The organism is Actinoplanes sp. CA-252034 (genome assembly GCF_050956125.1).
Classification (GTDB): domain Bacteria; phylum Actinomycetota; class Actinomycetes; order Mycobacteriales; family Micromonosporaceae; genus Actinoplanes.
This window is the reverse complement of the sequence record NZ_CP191846.1, coordinates 7,322,709-7,345,716: the sequence shown is the minus strand read 5'-3', so window position 1 is coordinate 7,345,716 and position 23,008 is coordinate 7,322,709. Positions and strand designations below refer to the sequence as shown.

The 23,008-nt window shown below is 71.6% G+C and carries 13 protein-coding genes and 2 pseudogenes; 7 read left to right on the top strand and 8 right to left on the bottom strand.

Going from position 1 to position 23,008, the window contains the following annotated elements; all coding sequences use genetic code 11:
- Positions 1-2: 2 nt before the first annotated feature.
- The gene (locus tag ACQPZW_RS33385; RefSeq protein ID WP_433789992.1) at positions 3-875 is read right to left on the bottom strand and encodes a universal stress protein; all 873 of its coding nucleotides are present in this window, start codon (positions 873-875) and stop codon (positions 3-5) included.
- Positions 872-2,434, bottom strand: a complete 1,563-nt coding sequence (locus ACQPZW_RS33380) for an amino acid permease (RefSeq protein WP_433789991.1) — start codon at positions 2,432-2,434, stop codon at positions 872-874. Before ACQPZW_RS33380 ends, ACQPZW_RS33385 begins: the two co-directional genes overlap by 4 nt.
- Positions 2,435-2,660: 226 nt before the next feature.
- On the opposite strand from ACQPZW_RS33380, the gene ACQPZW_RS33375 reads away from it, so the two are divergent.
- Together ACQPZW_RS33375 and ACQPZW_RS33370 are read left to right on the top strand one after the other, a co-directional pair.
- On the top strand, positions 2,661-3,008 hold the full coding sequence (locus tag ACQPZW_RS33375; RefSeq protein ID WP_433789990.1) for an STAS domain-containing protein: 348 nt from the start codon (positions 2,661-2,663) through the stop codon (positions 3,006-3,008).
- Entirely contained in the window at positions 2,972-3,772 is an 801-nt protein-coding gene (locus tag ACQPZW_RS33370; protein WP_433789989.1) for an arginase family protein, read from the top strand. The genes ACQPZW_RS33375 and ACQPZW_RS33370 overlap by 37 nt, the downstream gene beginning before the upstream one ends.
- Before the next feature lie 65 nt (positions 3,773-3,837).
- Here ACQPZW_RS33370 and ACQPZW_RS33365 read toward each other — a convergent pair whose 3' ends face one another.
- The 5 genes and pseudogenes from ACQPZW_RS33365 to ACQPZW_RS33345 all read right to left on the bottom strand — a co-directional run bounded on the left by ACQPZW_RS33365 (position 3,838) and on the right by ACQPZW_RS33345 (position 9,628).
- Positions 3,838-5,103: a cytochrome P450 gene (locus tag ACQPZW_RS33365; RefSeq protein ID WP_433789988.1), complete on the bottom strand. Its 1,266-nt coding sequence runs from the start codon at positions 5,101-5,103 to the stop codon at positions 3,838-3,840.
- 64 nt (positions 5,104-5,167) lie between these two features.
- The gene (locus tag ACQPZW_RS33360; RefSeq protein WP_433789987.1) at positions 5,168-6,388 is read right to left on the bottom strand and encodes a glycoside hydrolase family 9 protein; all 1,221 of its coding nucleotides are present in this window, start codon (positions 6,386-6,388) and stop codon (positions 5,168-5,170) included.
- A 269-nt stretch (positions 6,389-6,657) separates the two neighbouring features.
- Positions 6,658-7,224: pseudogene (locus ACQPZW_RS33355) on the bottom strand (cellulase N-terminal Ig-like domain-containing protein); the annotation flags it as partial.
- 182 nt (positions 7,225-7,406) lie between these two features.
- Positions 7,407-8,642 (bottom strand): ATP-grasp domain-containing protein, encoded by a 1,236-nt coding sequence (locus ACQPZW_RS33350; protein WP_433789986.1) that lies wholly within the window; start codon positions 8,640-8,642, stop codon positions 7,407-7,409.
- Positions 8,643-8,653: 11 nt separating this feature from the next.
- Entirely contained in the window at positions 8,654-9,628 is a 975-nt protein-coding gene (locus ACQPZW_RS33345; protein WP_433789985.1) for an alpha/beta hydrolase, read from the bottom strand.
- Between the two features lie 128 nt (positions 9,629-9,756).
- Here ACQPZW_RS33345 and ACQPZW_RS33340 point away from each other — a divergent pair, with 128 nt between their 5' ends.
- The 5 genes and pseudogenes from ACQPZW_RS33340 (at position 9,757) to ACQPZW_RS33320 (ending at position 18,010) form a co-directional block, all read left to right on the top strand.
- On the top strand, positions 9,757-10,209 hold the full coding sequence (locus ACQPZW_RS33340; protein ID WP_433789984.1) for a DUF5990 family protein: 453 nt from the start codon (positions 9,757-9,759) through the stop codon (positions 10,207-10,209).
- 222 nt (positions 10,210-10,431) lie between these two features.
- Positions 10,432-13,418, top strand: a pseudogene (locus ACQPZW_RS33335) (DEAD/DEAH box helicase).
- A gap of 227 nt (positions 13,419-13,645) precedes the next feature.
- Entirely contained in the window at positions 13,646-15,046 is a 1,401-nt protein-coding gene (locus tag ACQPZW_RS33330; protein ID WP_433789983.1) for a hypothetical protein, read from the top strand.
- Between the two features lie 133 nt (positions 15,047-15,179).
- Positions 15,180-16,072, top strand: a protein-coding gene (locus tag ACQPZW_RS33325; protein ID WP_433789982.1) for an IS5 family transposase whose coding sequence is annotated in 2 segments (ribosomal slippage) — positions 15,180-15,855 and positions 15,855-16,072 — 894 coding nt in all. Because the reading frame shifts where the segments join, the coding sequence is not laid out codon by codon here.
- 1,215 nt (positions 16,073-17,287) lie between these two features.
- Positions 17,288-18,010 carry a hypothetical protein gene (locus ACQPZW_RS33320; protein ID WP_433789981.1) on the top strand — a complete coding sequence of 241 codons (723 nt, stop codon included), beginning with the start codon at positions 17,288-17,290 and terminating at the stop codon, positions 18,008-18,010.
- Positions 18,011-18,092: 82 nt separating this feature from the next.
- On the opposite strand, the gene ACQPZW_RS33315 is transcribed toward ACQPZW_RS33320, so the two are convergent.
- Entirely contained in the window at positions 18,093-19,517 is a 1,425-nt protein-coding gene (locus ACQPZW_RS33315; protein WP_433789980.1) for an SDR family NAD(P)-dependent oxidoreductase, read from the bottom strand.
- Positions 19,518-23,008 lie beyond the last annotated feature (3,491 nt).

The following is a 23,008-nucleotide window of genomic DNA, read 5'->3' as shown; positions in this document are numbered from 1 at the left end:
TGTCAGGCGGCGCGGGGGACGACCACCACCGGGCGGCGGGCTCGGCGGAGCAGACGGGCCGAGACGCCGCCGAGCAGGACCCGGCGGGCCGGGCCGTAGCCCCGGGAGCCGCAGAACAGCACGTCGACGTCGTCCAGTTCGGCCAGTGACTCGACCACGTCGCCGGAGCGCACCTCCCACTCCGCGGTGACGTCCGGGACCGATGCTGCGGCCCGGCGCAGGGCCTCCTCGTACGACTCGCGGGCCGTGTCCAGGAACGCCCGCTCCGCGTCCGTGCCCAGCAGGAAAGGGCGGGCCGCGTCGCCGCGGGCGACCACCGTGACCAGCCGCAACGGGGTCGCGGTGCGGATCGCCAGCCGGGCCGCCGTCTCCAGGGCCGCACGCCCGTCGGGAGTGTCGACGTAGGCGACGCCGATGCGGCCGAGCGTCCCCGGTGGGGTGGGCATGCCGGCCGGGGCCACCGCCACCGGGCAGACGCTGCCGGCCAGCAGGCGTTCGGCGGTGCTGCCGGCGAACGTGCGGGCGTTCGCCGCGGTCGCCGCCGAACCGACCACGATCAGCGCCGCCCCCAGTTGTTCGGCCAGGTCGTGCAGGCCGTGCGCGGCTGAGCTGGAGGCGATCACCCGGTACTCGGCGGGCGCCGTGTGCTGGGCACGGGCCTCGTCCAGCGCCCGTTCGGCGGCGACCCGGCGGTCGCTGATCCACTCGGCGTCGACCCGGCCCGAGCCGATCGCCGACGGGGCCGCGTGCACGGCCGCGACCACCAGCGGCACCCCCAGGGTGGTGGCTGCCCAGCCACCCAGGGCCAGCGCGTCAGCGGACGACGTTCCGCCGTCGACGCCGACGATCACCGGCCCCGACGCCGGGGCCGTCACGATCTCGTCCCGTCGTCATCGGATCGCGACGGACCGGCCGGCGGCGCCTCGGGCCCGGACCCTGCGGGCGGCGTCGCGGTGGACCCGAACGGCGTCGTGGTGGATGTGGACGGCGTCGCGGTGGATGCGGGCGGCGTCGCGGTGGACGTGTCGGCGGAGGGGGCGGTGCGCAGGCGGGAGTGGCGGTAGCCGTACGCGAAATAGATCACCAGGCCCACCGCGAGCCAGGCGACGAACCGCAGCCACGTGTCCCAGGGCAGGTCGGTCATCAGGTAGACGGCGAAGGCGATGCCGATCAGGGGCAGGGCCGGCGACCACGGCACGCGGTACGGGCGGGGCATGTCCGGCCGGGTCCGGCGGAGCACGATCACGCCGATGTTGACCAGCACGAACGCGAACAGGGTGCCGATGTTGACCAGTTCGACGATGGTGCCCAGGGGAACCAGCGCGGCCAGGATCGCGATCAGGATGCCCAGGCCGATGGTCAGGCGCGCGGGTGTCCCGTACCTCTGATTGACCGTGGCGAGGCGGCGCGGCAGCAGGCCGTCGCGGCACATCGCGAAGAAGATCCGGGTCTGGCCGTAGAAGATGACCAGGACCACGCTGGTGATCGCGACGACCGCCCCGAGTGCCAGGATCGCCGCCGCCCAGGTCATCCCGGCGCCCTGGTCGAGGGCCGCGGCCAGCGGGGCGTCCGACTCCGCCATCTGTGCCGGGGTGGCGATGCCAATCGCGCCGACCACGGTCAGCACATAGAAGACCGTGCAGATCAGCAGCGACCCGAGGATCGCGAGCGGCAGGTCCTTCGCCGGGTTGCGGGCCTCCTCGCTGCCGGTGGAGACGGCGTCGAACCCGATGTAGGCGAAGAAGATGATCGCCGCGGCCGCCGTCACCCCGTCCACCCCCTCCGGCGCGAACGGGGTGAAGTTGTCGGTGCTGAAGTTGACGAAGGCGATGGCGATGAAGAACACCAGCACTACCAGCTTGATCACGACCATGATCAGGTTGACGCGCACGCTCTCGGTCACCCCGCGGACCAGCAGCAACGTGATCGCCAGGACGATGAAGACGGCCGGCAGGTTGAACACGCCACCGTCCTCGGGCGCCGCCGAGATCGCGTCCGGCAGCGCGTAGCCGAACGCCGCGTCCAGGAACGCGTTGAGGTTGCCGCCCCAGCCGACCGCGATCGCCGCGACCGACACCCCGTACTCCAGGATCAGGTCCCAGCCGATGATCCAGGCGACCAGCTCGCCGAGCGTCGCGTAGGCGTAGGTGTAGGCGCTGCCGGAGACCGGGATCGACGACGCCAGCTCGGCATACGACAGCGCCGAGAACGCGCAGGCCACGGCGGCCAGCACGAACGACAGGATCACCGCCGGCCCGGCCAGCGACGAGCCCTTGCCGATGACCACGAAGATGCCGGTGCCGATGATCGCCCCGACCCCCATGGCGGTCAGCTGGGTCGCCCCGACTGTCCGTTTGAGCTGCGTGCCCTCCTCGGAAGTCTCCGAGATCAGCGATCGCACGTCCCGTACCGCGAAGATCCCCCGCCCGGCCATCGGCTCTCCTCTCAGCAATCGTTCAGCCACCGTCACCCCGGCCGACGACGCGCCGCAAGATGATCGGCGCGATGCGCCGAAACCCGTCTCTCCGGTTGCGGTTTCCACGACCCCGTGTCGCAAAAACCTCTGCGGCGTACGCCGTGTGCGCCCCGCCCGTGCCGCGGCGCGGGAGCCTGCGAGCCGGAGGCGCGGACATGTGGTCCGCCGGGGTCGGAGGCGTGTGATGAGCGGGGCCGCGATGACGGCACGACAGCAGGCCGACGGGGCGACCGTGATGGACGTCCGGGGAAGCCTCGACGTGACCACGGTGGACGCGCTGCGGGCGACGATCCTGGACGCACTGCACCGGGACCGGCCCCGGCTGATGATCCTGGATCTGACGCTCGTGACGTTCATGGACTCCACGGGCATCGGTCTGCTCGCCGGCGGGCATCAGTCGGCCCGTGACCAGGGCACCCGGTTCGTGGTCCGCAACCCCAGCGAGTTCGTGCACCGCCAGTTGCGGCTCACCGGGCTCGCCGGGATGCTCGGCCTGTGCTCGACCAGCGGCCCGCCGGCCTGGAGAATCTGACCGTGACGATCATTCTCGTGCCGTACCACCAGGACGATCAGCTGCCCGACGGCGACATCCCGGCTCCCGCCGACGCCACCGTGCACCCGGACTTCCCCGGCGGCGTGGACCGCTGGGAGCGGCTCGCCGCCGAGTACGAGGCGGTCGCCGCCGCCGTGGCCGGGGCCGGCGGGCTGCCCCTGGTCCTCTCCGGGGACTGCCTGATCGCCGGCGGTGTGGTCGCCGGCGTCCAGCGTCGTGGCGCCGATCCGGCGGTCGTCTGGTTCGACGCACACGCCGACCTGCACACCGTCGAGTCCAGCGCCTCCGGGTACCTGGGCGGGATGTCGCTGCGCCTGGTCGCCGGCGCGCACCCGGGGGAGTATGCCGACCGGTTCGGTCTGCGCCCTGTCGCGCCGGAGCGGATCGTGCTCGCCGACGCCCGTGACATCGATCCGCCTGAGGCCGCCTACCTGGCCGGCAGCGCGGTCCGCCGCATTCCGGTCGCCGACCTGACCGCCGAGACCGCCCCGGCGGGCCCGCTCGTCGTGCACGTCGACCTGGACGTCATCGACGCCGCCGAGGTGCCGCGCCTGCGTTTCCCGGTGCCGGACGGCCCCTCGGCCGACGACGTCCTGGCCGCCTGCGAGCGCCTGCTCGCCACCGGCCGCGTCGTCGCCGTCCACGTCGCCTGCCCGTGGTGGCCGGTCACCGACCCTACCGAGCGCGGGATCCGTGAGGCGCTGATCGCCCGTCTCACCGCACTGGTGGCGGCTCACCGCTGACCGTGCGTCGCTCTCGGGGCGGTCCGTCGCGCGTTCTGCGCCGCTCCGTGGCGGTGCACGGATGGTCAGCGCGTGCTGATCCGCACCGGGAAGTGTAGGGGGCCGCGGATCAGGCTGGAGCTGCGGCGGCGGACCACGCCGGCGCGGCGCAGCCCCGGCATCCGCTCGGCCAGCCGTTGCAGCGCGACGGTCGCCTCCAGGCGGGCCAGCGGGGCGCCCACGCAGTAGTGGATGCCGCTGGAGAACGCCAGGTGGTCGGCCTCCGGTGTGCGGTGGATGTCGAAGCGGCCGGGATCGGTGTAGACCACCGGGTCGCGGCCGGTGGCGCCGATCAGCGTCACCACGAACTGGCCGCGCCGCACCGGGCGCCCGGCCAGCTCCAGATCCTCCAGGGCGCACCGGCCGGTCCGCTGGACCGGCGGATCCCACCGCAGCGTCTCCTCGATCGCCGGCCCTGCCAGCCGGGCCGGATCGGCGCACAGCGCCGCCCACTGGGCCGGGTGGTCGAGCAGGGCGTTGACCGCGTTGCCGATCAGGTTGACCGTGGTCTCGAACCCGGCCACGAGCAGCAGGCCCAGCATCGGCAGGATCTCGTGCTCCCGGATCTGGTCGCCCTCGACGGCCAGGATGCGGCCGAGCACGTCGTCGACAGGCTCCGCGCCGGCCTCCAGCGCCGCCCGCCGGGAGGCGAGCAGCCGGACGAACACGTCGTCGAGCTCGCTCTTGGCGGTCAGGAGCCGCGCGGCGTGGCCCAGCGACCGGATGCCGTCCAAAGCGCTGCCGATGGTGGCGCCGTGCCGGGCGAACCTGGCCTCGTCCCGATCCGGAATCCCGAGAAGGCTGCTGATCACGGCGATCGGCAGCGGCGCCGAGAAGCCGCTGACCAGGTCGAACGTGCCCTGCTCAGCGGCCGTGCCGAGGAGCTTGTCGACGGTCTGCTCGACCTGCGGACGGAACCCGGTGATCTGCCGCGGGCTGAACGACGGCTGGGCCAGCCGCCGCAGCCGGGTGTGGTCGGGCGGATCGCGGTCCAGGAACGACATGTCGACCTGCTGACCCGGGGCGGCCGGCCCGTTCGTCGCCGAGGCGGCCACCCCGAACCGGCGGTCCCGCAGGACGGCGTTGCAGAGCGTGTGACCGGCGGTCACGTAGTTGCCGAGCCGGGTCGGGACCAGGTCGCCCTGCGCGCGGATGGACTCGTAGATCGCGTAGGGGTCGTGCCGGCCGGGCGCCAGGTGCAGCCGTGACATCGGGTCGCCGTGGACGTAGCCGTGGTAGGCGATGTCGAGGCGGCGACGATACAGCGTGGTGGCGAAACGTAGAGCGCGCAACGGGTCCCTCCCTGCCCTCGCCTCGAGCCTAGGACGGGAGGGACCCGCTGCGCACTGACAGATGTCAGTCGAGTTCGGCCACGTAGCCGATCAGGTGAGCCAGGGCCGCGTTCCAGTTGATGGTCAGCTCGTTGGTCGCCCACGAGCCGATGTCGTCGACGTAGCAGAACTGGCCGGTGCAGCCCTTGAGCAGGCTCTGCGCGACCGGGTCCTGAATCGACGAGTTCGGTCCGCCGGCCAGGGTGCCGGCCGGCGGGTGCGGCAGGGACGGGTCGAGTTGTGCGGCGTACCAGCGGCTGTGCTGGTTCTGCGAGGCGACCTCGCCGTACCCGGTGACGTAGGAGATGTTCAGCGCGTTGCGGCCGAACAGGTAGTCCAGGCCGGTCAGCAGACCGTCACGGTAGCGGTCCCGCCCGGTGATCCGGTGCGCGGCCGCGACCACCACCAGGTTGTTGGCGATCGCGCTGTTGGAGCCCCAGTCCCACACGTTGTTCGCGGGGGAGTAGGCGACGCCGTACGGGTGCTGCCGCTGGATGGCCAAGTACTTGTCGGCACCCTTGACCACCTGCGACTTCACGCTCGACAGGCCGGGCAGCCGGTTCGGGATCAGCGCCAGGTCGATCTTCGCGGCCGCGGCGGTGGACGCCCAGTCGAACGCCACCTGCCCGAACACGTCGGCGGTGTGCTCCGGGCTGGCCAGGATGTCGGCCGCGTACTTCCTCTCGCCGGTGGTCAGGTAGAGCTCGGCCGCCGCCCAGTAGAAGTCGTCGCTCACCTTGGTGTCGTTGTACGCGCCACCGCCGACCCCGTCGGACTCCGGCGCGAGCAGGTCCGGGTGCGCCTTGGCCGCGGCGTAGGCGGTCCGCGCCGCGCTCAGGGCCCGGGTCGCGAACGCCCGGTCGTACCGGCCGTAGATCCGCGCCGCCTGCGCCGCCGTGGCCGCCAGGTTGAGGGTCGCGGCCGTGGAGACCGGGTGCAGCTCACGCGGCTGCGGGTCGAGGTGCGGCAGCAGCGGCAGGCCGGTCCACGCCTGGTCGTGGATCTTGTGGTGGACCAGGCCGGCGTTGGCCTTGCCGGCCGGTACCTGCATGCTCAGCAGGAACTCCAGCTCCCAGCGGGCCTCGTCGAGGATGTCCGGGACCCGGTTCCCGCTCTCCGGGATGGTCAGGTCGAGCTTGCGTGAGCCACGGTTGTGCTCGTACTCGGCCAGCAGCCCCCAGACCGAGATGCCGCCGTTGACGACGTACTTGCCGTGGTCGCCGGCGTCGTACCAGCCGCCGCGCACGTCCAGGGTGTAGTCGCAGACGCCCGGCTGGCAGGGGACGGCGCCGTCGCCCTTGTTGGGGCCACGTCGACGTGACCGGCCGGGCGGGCGTACCCCGGTCGCAGGTCGTCACGGATCTCGATGCCACTGCGCTGCGTGTAGTACATCTTCAGCGAATCGGCGCGCAGTTGGTCGTACACCCGCGGCTTGATGTCGAAGGGCCGGGAGACCTCGCCGTCGGCGGCCAGGGTGAGGCCGCTCGTCGCTCTCCGGAACTTTCCGAAGTCGATCGTGTGGACGTTCTGGCCGGAGGACGCGTCGACGCCGCGCGGCGCCGAGGTGCCGCGCAGGACGGCCTTGCCGGATCTGTCGCGGAGCTCCCAGGGCAGCGCGGTCGTCGCGGTGGTGACCAGCGTCGCGGTCTTCGGGCTGTCCGGCAGGTAACCGACCTGGTTGACGCGGACGCGGGGGCCGGTGTCCGGCTCGTAGACCTCCGGCGGCACACCGCCGACCAGCGAGACGTTGTCGACGCAGAAGCGCCACGGGTCGGGGCTGCCGCCGACCTGGAAGGCCACCTGGCCCTGCGCGGTGCTCGCGTTGGCGGTGAACGTCCACTCGTAGTGCTGCCAGTCGCCGAGGACCGGCGATTGCTCGAAATAGGTGTCGTAGGGGCTGACCGCGAGGCCGGTGATGGCCCGCACCACGTGGCCGGCGTCGCCGCTCGCGTCGAAGCTGAACCGGTACGTCTCGCCGGCGACCAGGTCGATGTCGTTCTGGCCGACCGCGGCGTCCCAGCGGTTGACCGTGCCGCCGGGCACGTCGACGCAGGCGCGGCCGTCGGCCAGGCCGATCGTCATGCCCGCGTTGGTCCAGAACGGGTCGGCGCCGTTGTCGAAACCGCCGTTGACGACCTGTTCGACTTCTTCGGCAAGGGCCGGCGCCGCTGCGCCGGCGATCAGGAGGACAGAGATCGCGGCTATGTTGCGGGAGCGCTCCCATAGATGCATGGACACATATTGGTTGCGGACGTGTTAAGTCGTCAACGCCCCTGGTCGCGGATCCAGGCATCGATCAGCCCGCCGAAGTGGGCCAGGAACTTCTCGTGCTCGTGAACCGGGTAGTGGGCGCGGACCGTTTCGCGTAGCAATGAGTGGAACTCGTCGGAGGAGACCCAGTCGTAGACGATGTCCTCCACGTTGCCCAGGCTCTTCTCGCAGAACTCCCGGTACCTCTCCGTCTCGAAGTAGTCGTCGGCCAGCTCCCGGTAGGCCAGCAGCTTCTCCGCATACGTCCGGTCCGAGTCGGCCACCGCGAAATACGCCGCCGTGTCCATGTCCAGCCGCGGCCGCCGATCGGTCACCACACAGAAGACCGTCCACCGCAGCAGCGCCGTCATCGCCCACGGGAAGTAGTAGTGCAGCGACGTCAGCGACACGTCCGGGCACGCGTTCGCATAGTCGATCGGGTGCACGTCGTCGCCGTGGACCAGCGATTCACACGAATTGAACTCCCACCGGAAGAACGCGTTCACCAGCCGGGAGATCGTCACCACCTCGTCGCCGGCCTCCGCCGACAGGAAATTGTGGTCCACCTCGTAACGGGCATGCATCGGCTGCTCCGGGCGGAACTTCATCACCATCGTCTCCGGCCCGATGCTCAGGCTCCGGGCGAACACGTCATAGCCCTCGACCGACGCCTGCAGATGCATCAACCGCTCACCCGACGCGTCATAGGCGGCGTGCAACTCGGCCGGGTTCCGGATCTTCGAGACCCCCACCCAGGCGCCGCCGTCATACGGTTTCATCCACAGCGGATAACCCACCGCAGCGGCCGTCGCCTCCAGGTCGAAAGGACGGTTGTAACGCGCCGCCGTATAGGCCCACCGCGAGTTCTCCAGCGGATTCTTGAACGGCACGAGAACCGTCTCCGGCACCTTCAGCCCCAGCCGCATCATCGCGCAGTAGGCCGCGTGCTTCTCCATCGACTGAAACGTGAAAGGACTGTTCAACAGGTAGACGTCGTCCATCAACGCGATCTTCTTGAGCCACTCGCGCGGGTGGTAGTACCAGTACGCCAGACGGTCGATGACCAGGTCGTGCCTCGGATTGTCACGCAGGTTGAACGGCTCGATCGTCACCCGTACCGAACGGGCCCGATGGCTGCGCCCGTCCGCGCCCGAGACCACGCCCAGCCGTCGCAGCAGCGCCTCGTAGGCCCGCGGCCAATCGTCCTCGGTGCCCAGCAACATGCCGATGGTGTGCTCGACGTCGGCCACATCGCCTCCCCTTAGGTCCACACCCGCCGCAGCAGGCCGGTCAGATGCGGGTGCAGGGCATCCCGCCACCCCGTCCAGGTATGTGCGTCCGGGGTCTCCGCGAAATCCACGGCATACCCTTGTCCGCGCAGCGCATCCGCCATTTCGCGGTTGTTCCCGAGGTTCTCCTCGGCGGCGCCGCACGTCAGGGTCACCGGAACCCCCGGCCCCTTCTCCCGGTGCCGCATCAGGCCGGTGAAACGGACGATCCGCCGGAAATACCGGAACCCGGCCTCCTGCCCGTCCAGCCGCGCCCGGAAATAACTGCTCGACTGCAGGAACAATCCCGCGAACGAATCCGGAAAACGCCATTGCGCGTGCGCCATCGCGAGCGCGCCGAGACTCGCCCCGGCACCGACGACCGGGCCGGCGCAGAGCCGCGCCCGGATCCGTGGCAAAAGATCCAGCGCCAGGAGAAAGGCATATCCGGGATCGGCCGAATAGATCCTCTCCCGCGCCGGGCCCGGTTCCAGGAGCACCAGATGGTACGGCCGGACGCGCCCCGATCCGATCGCCGCCGCCGTGTAGTCGCCCAGCCGGCCGCGGAGATCGTACTCAGGGCCGTCGTGCGCCACCAGAACCCGGTCGGTGTCGTCCACCGGCGACCAGACGCGCGCCGTCCGGCCCGGCAGCCGCATCCGCCGCCAGGTCCCCGCAGCGGGCGCCGTCGCGAGCCAGTCCGGCTCGGCATAACCGGGACACCGCAGCTCGGCCGGGCCGCTGCCGCGCGTCTCGCCGTCCGGGCCGGTCAGCTCGAAGTGATAGTCGAGACGCCACAGTGGCGGCCGCGCACAGGACAGCTCCCAGGCGCCGAGATCGGCGTTGAAGGCCAGGTCAGCACGGATGGCCGACGACCACAGCCGGACACCGGCCAGCAGGTGAAGAGGATCGGCATACCAGAACCGGAGCACGGTGCCCTCGCACGACGCCCCGCCGGCACCCTCCATGAACGCACACTAGCGCCGCCCGGCCGTCCGCGCCCGGCGTGCGCCATCACCGCCCACGACGCTCTACGACAGGTCATGGCCACGCTGTGCCGACGCCGACCTGACTTCAAGGTGTCTAGAGTCGGGGGATGCGGATCCGGATCGAGGGGGATGACCTGCCCGGGCGGGCCGGGGCGCCACAGGCCGAGGCGTTGCGGCTCGGTGGCGTGCAGGTCGGCGTCCAGCGGCGCAAGGAGGTCGTCGACCTGGTCGCGGTGCACGAGGACCGGGCGGTCTGGGAGCTGGAGGTCGACAGCCGCGAGGTGGGCGATCTCATCGACGTCGGCGGGCCCTGGGTGCACGGGCGGCCCGGAGCCCGGTTCCTGTATCTGAGCTGGGGCGCCACCGACACCGGCGTGTTCGCCGGCTTCCGGCGGGCGAAGCTGATGTTCGGCGACATCCCCGGTGACCTGCTGCGAACCGCGGCCGCCGGCGACGGAGCCCTGGTCGGCCGGCTCGGGCTCACCGGCCCGGACGGCGGGCCCCGCTGCGCCCGGGTCCGCCCGCCCGACATCCTCTGGACCCTGGAACCGCTCGCGTAGTGACGGCGGGCTCTTCGGTGTCCTGAGCGCTCCTCCTGCCGCTCACCGAGGACGGTGGGGCGCTCTCGGCGAGGTTTCCTGAGCGCGCGGGAGTGTGCGGGAGTGACGGTGGTTACGTCGGCGGTCCGGGCGGGGCCGTGGCGGCCGGAAAGTGTCGGAGGGGCGGCCTAGAGTCGGCGGCATGTTCAGCCACCGTTTCGATCAGCGCCTCCCGGGTCCGGCATGACCGCGATCGTCCGGGCCGAGGCGGCGAGCGTGCGGGTGCTCCACGGGCTCGTCGGGCGTGACGGCGGGCTGAGCCTGTGGGCGGAGGACGGTGCGGCGGCCGGCTCTTCCGCCCGCCGGGGTGCGGCGCCGCCGCATCCGTTCGCGGTGGCCGTCAACGGGCTGCCCGCCGGCGACACCCGGGCCGAGGCCACCCTGCTGTTGCCGTCGACCGGGTCGGGGCCGCTGCCGTCGCCGCATCTGGGGCTGCCGCAGCGCCGTGGCACCCCACGGGCCCGCGCCTGGCGTGTCCCGGCGGTGAGCGTGCCCTTCGTCGACGTCGATCTGGTCGCCGAGTTCGAGGGCAGGCCAGCCCCGTCGGCCGGCTGGCTCGTCGAGCTGTGCGGGTTCGCCGCGAGCCTGGTCCGGCGCGGGCGGGTGCTGCCCGGCGTGCGGATCGACGGCCCCGGCCGGTGGCGCGGTGGCGGCCGGTCGTCACCGGGGGCGACGCGGTGCGGTTGGCCTCGCTGCGCGACCGGATGCCGCCGGCCTGCCGCTCCGAGCAGACCGCCGCCGGCGCGGAGACGACCGCGGCCGAGCTCATCGGGGCCGCGCTCGGCCGGCTCGTCGACGGCCTGGTGCGCACCAGACTGGCCGAGGCCCGGGTCACCCTCGCCGACTACGGATGGCTCGCCGCCCTGACCGGCGAGCCCGAGTTCGACGCCGCCCCCACGCTCGCCGACACGCTGGCCGGTCGGCTCGGCGCCTGGTTCGAGCAGGCCGCCCGCGGCGCCGAGGTGCGGGTGTGCTTCCGGCTGAGCGACCCCCGCGAGCACGAGCCGGTGATGCCCGACGCGGTGCCACTGCCGGAGGACACGTGGCGTCTCGAGTTCCTGCTGCAGGCCGTCGACGAGCCGAGCGTGCTGGTCCCGGCGGCCGACGTGTGGCGCGACCGGTCGGCGCCGCTGCGCCGGTGGACGTCACACCCCCAGGAGCGGCTGCTCGCCGGTCTCGGCCGGGCCGCCCGGCTCTACCCCGATCTGGCGGAGGCGCTGCACGGCACCCATCCGGGCCAGATGCTGCTCGACACCGAGGGCGCCCACCGATTCCTCAGCCACGCCGCGCTGCTGGAGGAGAGCGGCTACGGTGTCCTGCTCCCGGCCTGGTGGCGACGGCGGCCCAGCCTCGGGCTCTCGCTGGAGGTCCGCGGGCGTGACCCGGTCTCGCAGGTGCTCCGTGACCGGGCGGTCGGGCTGAAAGAGCTGGTCGACTACCGGTGGGGCCTGGCGCTCGGCGGGCGGACCCTCACGGAGGACGACCTGACCGATCTGGCGCGGGCCAAGGTTCCGCTGGTCCGGCTGCGCGGGCGGTGGGTGTTCCTCGATCCGGAGCGACTCGCCGCCGGGCTGGCGTTCCTGCAGCGGGGCGGAGGGCGGATGACCGCCGGAGACGCGCTGCGCACGATGCGGCTGCTGCCACCGGAGGATCTGCCGCTGCCGGTGACCGACGCGCGCGGTGAGGGCTGGCTGGCCGACCTGCTCAGCGGGCGACTCGACCAGCGGCTGGAGGTGCTGCCCCCGCCCGCCGGCTTCGAGGGGGTGCTCCGGCCGTACCAGATCCGGGGTTTCTCGTGGCTGGCCTTCCTCGACTCGCTGGGGCTCGGCGCGTGCCTCGCCGACGACATGGGCCTGGGCAAGACCGTGCAGCTTCTCGCGCTGCTGCTGCATCACCGGGAGGGGCCGGCGCTGCTGCTCTGCCCGCTGTCGGTGCTGGGCAACTGGCAGCGGGAGGCGGAGCGGTTCGCGCCGTCGCTGCGGGTGCGGGTGCTGCACGGCGCCGATCGGGCCGACGCGGCGACCCTCGCGGCCGGAGCCGACGTGGTGCTGACGACCTACGCGACGGCGGTCCGCGACGCGGACGCGCTGGCCGCGATCTCCTGGGACCGGGTGGTGCTCGACGAGGCACAGCACATCAAGAACAGCGGCGGCGCCACGGCCAAGGCGGTCCGCCGGTTCCCGGCCCGCAACCGGATCGCGCTGACCGGCACCCCCGTGGAGAATCGGCTGGCCGAGCTCTGGTCCATCCTCGACTTCGTCAACCCGGGGATCCTGGCGTCGGCGCACACCTTCCGGGCCCGGTTCGCGGTGCCGATCGAGCGTTACGCCGAGGAGGACGCGGCCGCGCGACTGCGCCAGGCGACCCGGCCGTTCCTGCTCCGGCGTACCAAAGCCGACCACGGCATCGCCTCCGAGCTGCCCACGAAACGGCACGTCCGGCACCTGTGCGGGATGACGGTGGAACAGGTCAGCCTCTACCGGGCGGTCCTCGACGACCTGTTGGAGCGCCTCGCCGAGCCGGGTGAGAAATGGCGGAAGGGCCTGGTCCTGGCTGCCATGACGAAACTGAAACAGGCCTGCGTGCACCCGGCGCTGCTCCTCAAGGACGCCTCGCCGCTGCCCGGCCGCTCCGGCAAGATCGACCGCCTGGAGGAGATCGTCGACCATGCGCTCGGAGCCGGGGAGAGCGTGCTGTGCTTCACCCAGTTCGCCCGGTTCGGGGCGATGCTCACGCCGCATCTGGCCGCCCGGTTCGGGGTGCCGGTGCGGTTCCTGCACGGCGGCACGCCACGCGGCGCCCGGGACAGCATGGTCGCCGACTTCCAGCGAGCCGAGCGCCCCGGTATCTTCGTGCTGTCCTTGAAAGCCGGCGGCACCGGCCTCAACCTGACCGCCGCCAACCACGTCGTGCACATCGACCGCTGGTGGAACCCGGCGACCGAGACCCAGGCCTCCGACCGCGCCTTCCGCATCGGGCAGCGCCGCGACGTCCACATCCACACCCTCGTCTGCCTGGGCACCCTGGAGGAGCGCATCGACCGTGTCCTGACCGACAAGGGCATCCTCGCCGAACGCGTAGTCGGCTCCGGCGAGGGTTGGCTGAGCGCCCTCTCCGCCGGCGAGATCCGCGACCTGTTCGCCCTGGCGCCGGAGGCTCTCGTTGACTGACCGCCTCCCCGATGTCCGCGTCCGTGCCTTCGGCTCCTCTACGACTTCGCGCTCACCGCGGCGGCCCTCGTCGGCGGGACGCCTTCCCGACGTCGGTGTCCGGGCTTTCGGTGTCCTTCCGGTGTTGCGCCTGGGCTGGGGGCTGTCGTCGGCAGGCGGCTGTCCGGTGTTGTTGTCGGGGCAGTCGGTGCCTTTCGGGCCTGGCCGATTTGCTTCGGAGGCAGTCGATGAGTGACTTCTCGCCGGCCTTCCTCGGCATGTTCGAGTCGCTGCGGATGGGAGCGACCTTCGCGCGTGGACGCCGTGACGAGAGGGCCGGGCACGTTCGCAGTCTCACCGTCTCCGGCAGCCTGGTAGTCGCCCTGGTCCGTGGCCCCGACGATCCCGCGGCGTTCCGTTCGCGGATCGCGGCGCGTGCGTTCGGCGCCTCTGAGTGGGCGCGGGTGGAGACGACGCTGGTCGCCGAAGCCCGCTATGTCGCCGACCTGCTCGACGGACGGATGCCGCCGGGCATCGAGGCGATGTTCGCCGCCGCGGGGCTGAGCCTGCTGCCGCTCTCCCTCGACGAGGTCGCGATGGACTGCACCTGCGAGCGCTGGCCGATGCCCTGCGCCCACCTGGCGGCGACCTGTTACGCGCTGGCCAGGGCTTTCGAGAGCGACCCGTTCGAGGTCTTCACGTGGCGTGGCCGACCACGCGACGAACTCCTGATGCGCCTCCGCCGCCTGCGGGAGGCCTCGGTCGCCGACGCGTCACGGGAAAGTCCGCCCGGTTGGCCAGCCGATTCCGGGGCCCTGTCCGGCAGCCACTCGACGGCATACGCCGATCCGTCCGGTGGATCGGCGAGTTCCAGGAGCGGGTCGCCCGATACAGACGGCAGATCCGGCGGGCCGGCGGCTTCCGGCAGCGGGTTCGGCGAGCCGGCGGCTTCCGGCGCTGGGTCTGGTGGGGTCGCCGGGTCGGGCGCTGGGTCTGGTGGGGTGGCCGGTCCGGGCGCTGGGTCTGGTGGGGTGGCCGGTCCGGGCGCTGGGTCTGGCGTGTTGGCCGGTCCGGGAGGTGGCTCTGGTGGGTTGGCGGGGTCCGGTGATTCGACGGCTTCCGGCGGTGGGGTGGCGGGTAGCGGCGGGCTGTCCGGTGACTCATTGCGGTCTGGGCGCGAATCCGGTGAGCCGGACGATCCTGGCGGTCCCACCGGCGGCTCGGCAGGACCCGGAGGCGCTTTCGGTGACTCGGTGGGCAGCGGTGGGCCGATCGGGGGCAGCGGGCGTGGAGATCATCGCGGGGGCCATGACGGCGGCAGTCCCACGGGCGCGGGCGGTTCGTCGTCGGCGCTTGACCCGGCCGCCTTCTGGGGGGCCGTGGTGTCGTCCGAAGGCCCGGCCGCCGGAGCTTCTGTCGCCGGTGAGTCCGAGACCGCCCGACGGCGGGGCGCACCGTCCGATCAGGAGTGGGTGGATGCCGGGAGCCGGCATTCCGACGCCACGACGGACGGCCGTGGCCGGATGCTGCGGCCGGATGCGCTGCTCGATCAGCTCGACGCGCCAGGGCTCACCCACGCGGGGCGGCCGGTCACCGAGGTGCTCCGAGTGGCATACCAGGCCCTGGCAGACGATTTCGGCGGTGAGTGAGGGCTCCGCCTAAGGCGTGTTTTAGAAGGTTGAGCTGCCGGTATGCATGTCACGGCGTGGCGGTGATCGATAACTGAAGAGGTCTCCGGTATCTGGTTCAGCGACCAAGCTAGAACTTCATACCGGAGACCTCGTGGCCACCTTAGCGGTGACGAGGCGGCATGACCTCACCGACGCCCAGTGGCAGCGACTTGCGTCGTTGCTGCCTGCCGCGTCGGCGACGGGTCGTCCGCCGAAGTGGAAGAAGCGGCAGCTCATCGACGGGATCCGGTGGCGAATCCGGATCGGTGCGCCGTGGCGAGACGTCCCTGCCGAGTACGGTCCCTGGCAAACCGTGTACGGCCTGTTCCGCCGCTGGCAGCGCGACGGCACCTGGGACCGGATCCTGTCGGCGTTGCAGGCCTTCGGTGATGCGGAGGGCCGGATCGCCTGGACTGTCAGCGTGGACTCGATGACCAGCCGCGCCCACCAGCACGCCGCCGGCGCCCGCACCGATGGTCACCTGCAGAAAGAATCACCCGGCGGCGTGCACGACGAACCCGCCGATCATGGGCTCGGCCGGTCCCGCGGCGGGCTGACCACCAAGACGCATCTGGTGGTCGAGCAGGGCCAGAAGGTCCTGTCGATGATCGTGACCGCCGGGCATCGCGGCGACAGCCCGCAGTTCATCTCGGTCCTGCGCCGCATCCGGGTCACCCGCCTCGGCGTGGGCCGGCCCCGGACCTGCCCCGACCTGGTCCTGGCCGACAAGGCGTACACCAGCCGAGCCAACCGCGCCTACCTGCGTAAACGCGGAATCAAGGCATGTATCCGAGCAAGAAGGACCAGGACGCCCACCGAAAGGCAAAAGGCTCCCGAGGCGGACGCCCACCCAAGTTCGACAAGGCCCTCTACCGGATGCGGCATGCCGTCGAGAACGGCATCGCCCGCCTCAAACGCCACCGCGGCGTCGCCACCCGCTACGACAAACTCGCCGTCCGATTCCAAGCCGTCCTGACCATCGTCATCATCTGCGAGTGGCTCTGACCGGGTTCTAAACACGCCTTAAGCCCGGACGGCCGCCCGTCCGCCGGTAGTTCATGCCGTTCCGATGCCCGCCCGCCGATGTCCGCCCGCCATTGTCCGGCTGTCCGGCACGGATCGGTGGCCGGCCGCGGTCTGGGTGTCCGCCGCGGCTCAGCTGGTCTGGGTGTCCGCCATGGTTCGGTCGCCCGGCGCCTTTCGGTCGCCCGTCAGGATTCGGTCGCCCGCCACTACCTGACGGCCCGCCATGGTCCGGCTGCTCGCGGTGATTGGGCTGCTCGGCTGTCCGTCATGGTTCGGCTGTCCGCCGCGGTTCGGGTGCCCGCCGCGGTTCGGGTGCTCGTCTGCCCGCCAGGGTTTGTGGTGCTCGGCTGTCCGCCGTCGTTCGGCTGTCCGCCGCCACCGGGTGGTGGTAGTTGGGGTCTGCCTCGCCGTTTCGTTCGACGGCTTTCTGGCGGCCGCTTCTTGCGCCGTCTGGTTCGTGCCTGTCGTGAGTGGGGGTTGGCGGCGGGATGCGGTTTGACGGTGGTCCCGCCTGTGGGGCGCCTCGTCCTTCAAGGATGAGGGCCTTTCGCTCCCGGGCTCGGTGTGGCTGTGCGGGTGTGAGCGTGGCGAGGCGGACGCCGATGGTGGCAGGGCCGCGGGCCTGGGCGAGGCCGCGGGCCTGGGCGAGGCCGCGGGCCTGGGCGAGGCCGCGGGCGTCGATGTTGTGGCGGGTGCGGGACTGGTGGCGGTGGGACCTCTGAGGGGCTTTGTCAGGTGGCGATTCGTCGGTGGTGGATGGTGACGATGAGTGAGAGGTGAGGCGTTGTTGCCGGGACGGGCGGGATGAGACCAGGCGGGCTGGAGTGAATGTCTGGTTTGCGGTTTAAAGGGACTTTTACTGCTTTCTGACGAGCCGGCAATGGAGGGCATGCTTCGGCCGGTGAGTAGCGCGTGAGTACAAAGAAGTGCCTGGTCAGCGGCATTGTCTGGCTAAACATGGAACCGGCAAACCTGGCTTTACGGACACGGGCCGGGTCGTCCGAACGGTCAGCTTTCCGGTAAAGCTCCGGTTCGCCTTTGAGGGGCATGGTGAGCTACGCAAGTCATGGCGATTTGTCCCGAAAAGGTGTGACAACAATGAAAAACCCGAAGCGAATGTTGGCTGCGGCCAGCATGAGTCTGGCAGTTGCTGGAGCGCTGGGCATTGCGTCTCCCGCCCCGGCAGCAGGACTAGTGGCCAAACCGGCCGCTCCGGCTGCCAAGGAGGCCACGCCCTCGTCACCGATGACGGCGAACGGCTGGGATGACGACTATGTGGTCGGCTACTACGCCAGCGAGGTGCTGTGCCAGCAGGCCGGCGCGTACGGCGTGACCCAGGGCGCCTGGAACGACTACGACTACTACCTCGCGTCCGTCCCCGGTCGCGGATCGGTGTGGGTCCTCGAGATCCCGGAGAACAACTGGCAATGGTCCGCGTGGAGCGGCGGGTGGCCCGACAACTGGCTGTACCGGCCCTCGTACGTGTTCAACTCCTACGACATCGGCGGCCGTTACTACCACCCGTTCCGTAACAGGCCGGGTGTGAGGTACTACGGCCACGGCCACGGTGGTGGCTACGGCGGCGGTCACGGCGGTGGCTTCCACGGCGGTGGCGGTGGCCACGGTGGTGGCTACGGCGGCGGTCACGGTGGCGGGTACGGCGGTGGTCACGGTGGTGGCGGCGGTCACGGTGGTGGCTACGGCGGCGGTCACGGTGGCGGCGGCGGCCAAGGCGGTGGCGGCGGCTACGGCGGCGGTCACGGTGGTGGCGGCGGCCAGGGTGGCGGTCACGGTGGTGGCGGTGGCCACGGTGGTGGCGGCGGTCACGGTGGTGGCGGCGGTCACGGTGGTGGCGGCGGTCACGGTGGTGGCGGCGGTCACGGTGGCGGCGGCGGTCACGGCGGCGGGAGCCTCTGATCGCTACCTAGGTAGTGATCGTCCCTTCAGAACAGACGGGCCGCACCTCGAGGTGCGGCCCGTTCGCTGTGCCCGGCGTGGGTCACCACGCCACGGGGGCGTAGTCCTTCAGGAAGCAGCCGTAGACGTCTTCGCCCTGCTCGCCACGGACGATCGGGTCGTAGACACGGGCCGCGCCGTCGACCAGGTCCAGGGGGGCGTGGAAGCCCTCCTCGTGCAGGCGCATCTTCGTCGGATGCGGGCGCTCGTCGGTGATCCAGCCGGTGTCGACGCTGGTCATCAGGATGCCGTCGGCGAACATGTCGTCCGCGCTCGTGCGGGTCAGCATGTTCAGGGCCGCCTTCGCCATGTTCGTGTGCGGGTGGCCGGCGCCCTTGTAACCGCGGGCGAAGATGCCTTCCATGGCTGACACGTTCACCACGTAGCGGCGCGTGAACTTCGACGCCTTCATCGCCGGGCGCAGGCGGCTCACCAGGATGAACGGGGCCGTCACGTTGCAGAGCTGCACCTCCAGCAGCTCCAGCGGCGCCACCTCGTGCACGCGGTCGCTCCAGCTGTTCGTCGACGTCGTGTCCGGGACCAGGCCACCCGCGTCGATCGCCACCGAACGGGCCGTCAGCGCCATCTCGGTGACCTCCTTCGCCGACAGCGTGGGCGGGTGCGCCGCCGTCAGCGCCGCCGCCGGCGAGGAACCGATCGAGGCGGCGCCACCGAAGAACTCCAGCTCCGGCAGCGGTCCGTCCGGCAGCGGGGCCGACTCCGCGGCCACCAGCTCGGAATAGGCGCCGGGCGTACGCCGTACCGTCTGGGCCGCGTTGTTGATCAGAATGTCCAGCGGACCGCGTGCCGCCACCGACTCGGCAAGGCCGACGACCTGCGCCGGGTCTCGCAGATCGATGCCGACCACCCGCAGCCGATGCAGCCAGTCGGCGCTGTCGGGCATCGCCGCGAAGCGCCGGACCGCGTCGTGCGGGAACCGCGTCGTGATCGTCAGATCCGCGCCGTCGCGCAGCAGCCGCAGCGCGATGTACATGCCGATCTTGGCGCGCCCGCCGGTGAGCAGCGCCGTCCGGCCCGTCAGGTCGGTACGCGCGTCGCGCCGCGAATGGTTCAGCTCGGCACACGACGGGCAGAGCTGGTGGTAGAACGCGTCCACGATCGTGAAGCGCTGCTTGCACACATAGCAGCCGCGGGCCTGTTTCAGCACCCCGGCCGTCGCTCCGCGCACCGTGCTGCGCAGCGGAATCCCCGCCGTCTCGTCGTCGATGCGGCCCGGCGCGCCGGTGGCCGTCGCCTCGGTCACCGCGCGGTCGCTCGCCACGACGGCCTGGCGGCGCTCCTTGCGGCGCTGCACCTTCACCGTCTTGAACAGGCCGGCGGTCGCCCGCCGCACCCGCACCGCGTCCGGATGCTCGGTCGGCAGCTTCTCCACCTCGGCCAGGACCGAAAGACAGACCGCTAGACGGTCCGGATCCACACTTACGGCGTCCGGGTCGATGCCGGTCATTTCGTACGTCCCCCTCTGTTCCCTACCCGCACGCACTGTACTTACCGGCCGGGTCGTCGCCCCACCGGCGGTCCCATCGGCACCGGTGTCCATCACCACAGCAGTTGCGATCAAGCCCACCAGACGGCGAACCGGCCGCCCGGTGACCCCGTGGGACCACCGGACGGCCGGTTCGTCGGCGTCAGCGTGCCGCGTCCGGTCCGGGCTCGTCCGGCGTCGGCTCCGAGGCGGGCCGGACCGGACCCGGGTGGTCGGCCAGCGAGGCCGGGCGGCGGGTCTGCCGGTCGTACGGGTACTCGCCCGAACCGTCGGCCCATGACGGACCGGTGTTCGCCGGGCGCCGACTCGAACGACCCTGATCCGGCATGTGGTCGGCCAGTGTCGCAGGGCGCACCGTGCCCCGGATCCGGTCGTCCAGCGTCTCGGGACGGCGGCCCCGGGAATGGTCGGGTTCGTTGCGGTCCGACTCGGGCGGCTGCTCGACGGATGCGGTGCCCGGCCAGGCTCCGGTGTTCACGTCCCCCAGAGTCTGGGGGCGCACCCGGGAGACCTCCGCGTCCCCCAGGGGCTCAGGGCGTACCGGGGGGACCTCCGGGGCGTCGTCGAGGGTGTGGGGGCGGGCCGACGCCAGCGGGATGTCCTCCAAGGTCCGGGGACGGTGTAGCGGAGCGGGGCCGGCCAGCCAATCGTCGAGAGTCTGCGGGCGGCGTGGTTGCGCGAGGCTCGCCGGGGCCGGGGCCGGGGCCGGGGCCGGGGCCGGGGCCGGGGCTGGGGCTGGGATCGGGGGAGTCGGGAGGGTCGTTTCCGGGACGTAGGGCGTCTCCGGCGCATCCGCAGTTTCCTGCTCGTCGGCCGTTTCGATTGTTTCCGCAGCTGCCGCGGTGCCGGTCGATTCGATCGCCTCGGCCGTGGGCGCCTGCTCGTCGGAGATCTCGTCCACCGGGTCTCCGATCGCCTCTGGAGCTGATACGGGGGAAGGGGCTGTCGCTTCCACACGTGGTGCCGGCTCCGCGGGCACCAGCGACTCCGTCAACGCGAACGGCGATGTGTCGTCGGCGAGCGCCTCGGCCGGCTCGGCGGCTTCAGGTTCGGCGTTGGTGGGCCGGGGGCGGGTGGTGGTCGAGCCGATCGCCGACTGGGCCAGGACCGCCGGGTCGCGCCAGGCGTCGACCTCGGCGGGCTCGGAGGCCTCGGCCACATGTGCGGACCCCACCGACTCAGTGGCCTCGCTCGCCCGGTTCACCTTCGCGGCCTCGGTGGCCTCGGTGGCCTGGTTCGTGTCGGCTGTTTCGGTGGCCTCGCTGGCTTGGTTGGTCTCCGCTGTTTCGGCGGTCTCGCTGGCTTGGTTCGCCTTCGCCGCCGCGGGGACATTGGCCACCTCAGCGACCTCGGGCACGTCGGCGATCTCGGGCACGGCGGCTGCCTCCGCCACAGCGGCGACCTTCGCCGCAGTGGGAGCTTCGGTGGGGTCGGCGGGCTCCACGTCGGCGGTCTCGGTCGGTTGATCAGCGGCGGGTTCGACGACTGCGTCGGTGGATCCGGTGTCCGCGACGGCGTGGGAATCGGTGATTTCGACGCCGTGGCGGTCGGTGATCTCGGTCGGTGTAATGGCCGACGGCTCGGCAACGCTGTCGGTGGATGCGGTGGATGCGGTGGATGCGGTGGATGCGGTGGACGGCTCAGCGGCCGTGATCCGGTCCGGCGTGTCGCTGTTGGGCGCGTCCGGTGTGGCTGCAGCTGTGAAAGGTTCCGGCTCGTCAGCCGCGGAGGGCTGTGCCGGTGCCTCCGTGGTGACGTTCGCCGGCACCGCGGCCTCCGCAGACCTCGGCTCGGTGGCTGTTGCTCCGCCGGTCGGTGAGGTTGCGCGCGCCGGTTCGGTCGTGGTGACGCTCGCCGGCACCGCGGCCTCCGCAGACGTCGGCTCGGTGGCTGTTGCTCCGCCGGTCGGTGAGGTTGCGCGCGCCGGTTTGGTGGGCTCCGTCGGGTCGGGCGTGGAGGCGGACGCCGGAGGGCCGCTGACGCCGGCCGAACGGGTGGGGAGATCCGCCAGGCTGGCCGGGCGGGGGCGGGCGGCCGGGCTCACCGGGGTGGTCGGCAGGTCGCCGAGGCTTTCCGGGCGTGGTGCCCTTGAAGCCTCCGTGACGTCCGGAACACCGGTGGAGTCGAATCGTGCCTCTTCCGGACGGCTTCGCGACGGGGTTGTGGTCAGCCAGTCGTCACGGCTTCGCGACGGGGTCGTGGTCAGCCAGTCGTCGAGGGTCTGCGGGCGGTGGGGAACGGTTGGGTCGGTCCCCGGGGCCGGCGGGATCGGGTCCGGCTTGGGCACGGCGGGTTCCGGTGTGCCGGGCACCGCGGCATAGCGGTCCAGCCACGGGAACGCGTCGGGCTCCGGAGCGGTGATGGCAGCCAGGCGGGGGTCGTCACGCCAGGAGAACGGGTCGATTACAGGCTCGACCACCTGCGCGTCGGTCTGAGGAGCCGGTGCCGGGGTGACCGCGTCGGCGAGATGCCTGGGCTCCGTGAAAGTCGCCTCGGACAGGAAAGAAGGGGCCGGCGGTTCGGCGGACGGCGCAGGCGTCTCGAGAGCGGACGGTGCGTGCGAGTCGAACGGGAACGGCGTTGGCGAGTCGAACGAGGACGGCGCGGGCGACTCGAACGGGGACGGAGTGGGCGAGTCGAAGGAAGACGGCGTGGGCGACTCGAGAGGGTACGTCCGGGACTCGGTTGAAGGCGCTTCGGGCTCGAAGGAGCGGGTCGCAGGTTCGGTCGAGGGTGCGTGCGGCTCGAAGGAGTACGCCGCCGGCCCCAGGGAAGGTGCTTCGGGCTCGAAAGGACCGGCCACGAATTCGGCTGAGGGAGTGGTGAGCTCGAAGGGAGGCGCCGCGGGCTCGGTAGAAGGCGTTGCGAGGTCGGTGGCGTCTACGAAGGGTGCCAGGAAGTATGCGACCTCCTCGTCCTCTGCGGCCGTGGACCTTCCGGAACGGGAGCGCCCGGAGTCCGGGAGGTCCGTGGTCGTGGACGCGGCGGGTTTGGCCGGCGTGGATTCCGAGTCATCCGGCGCGAACGCAACAGCCTCGGCGGCGACCGGTCCGAAGCCGGCCGGGGACACGTCGGCAGGGGACACGTCGGCAGGGGACGGGCCTGCCGGGGAGATGTCGGCAGGGGAGAAGTCGGAAGGGAACGGGCCGGCCGGGGAGACCTTGGCAGGGGAGAAGTCGGAAGGGAACGGGCCTGCCGGGGAGACGTCGGTAGGGGAGACGTCGGTAGGGGAGACATCGGCCGGCACGGGCGTGCGGGAGGCGACGTCGGCAGAGGGGACGTCCACGGAGGGGGCATCGGTGGAGAAGATCCCGGCGCCGGAGACGTCGGCCGGTGCGGTGTCGACTGAGGGGAGATCGGCCGAGGTGACCTCGGTCCGGGCCGTTTCGGTGGAGGAGACGTCGTGTGGTGCGGCGTCTTCGGCGTCGACGAGAGGGATGTCGGCGTCGACG

Bases quoted from the DNA above. Each gene is read 5' to 3' on its own strand.
- ACQPZW_RS33380 (WP_433789991.1), bottom strand. From the start codon at position 2,434: ATGGCCGGGCGGGGGATCTTCGCGGTACGGGACGTGCGATCGCTGATC.
- ACQPZW_RS33375 (WP_433789990.1), top strand. From the start codon at position 2,661: ATGAGCGGGGCCGCGATGACGGCACGACAGCAGGCCGACGGGGCGACC.
- ACQPZW_RS33345 (WP_433789985.1), bottom strand. From the start codon at position 9,628: ATGGAGGGTGCCGGCGGGGCGTCGTGCGAGGGCACCGTGCTCCGGTTC.
- ACQPZW_RS33340 (WP_433789984.1), top strand. From the start codon at position 9,757: ATGCGGATCCGGATCGAGGGGGATGACCTGCCCGGGCGGGCCGGGGCG.
- ACQPZW_RS33330 (WP_433789983.1), top strand. From the start codon at position 13,646: ATGAGTGACTTCTCGCCGGCCTTCCTCGGCATGTTCGAGTCGCTGCGG.
- ACQPZW_RS33315 (WP_433789980.1), bottom strand. From the start codon at position 19,517: ATGACCGGCATCGACCCGGACGCCGTAAGTGTGGATCCGGACCGTCTA.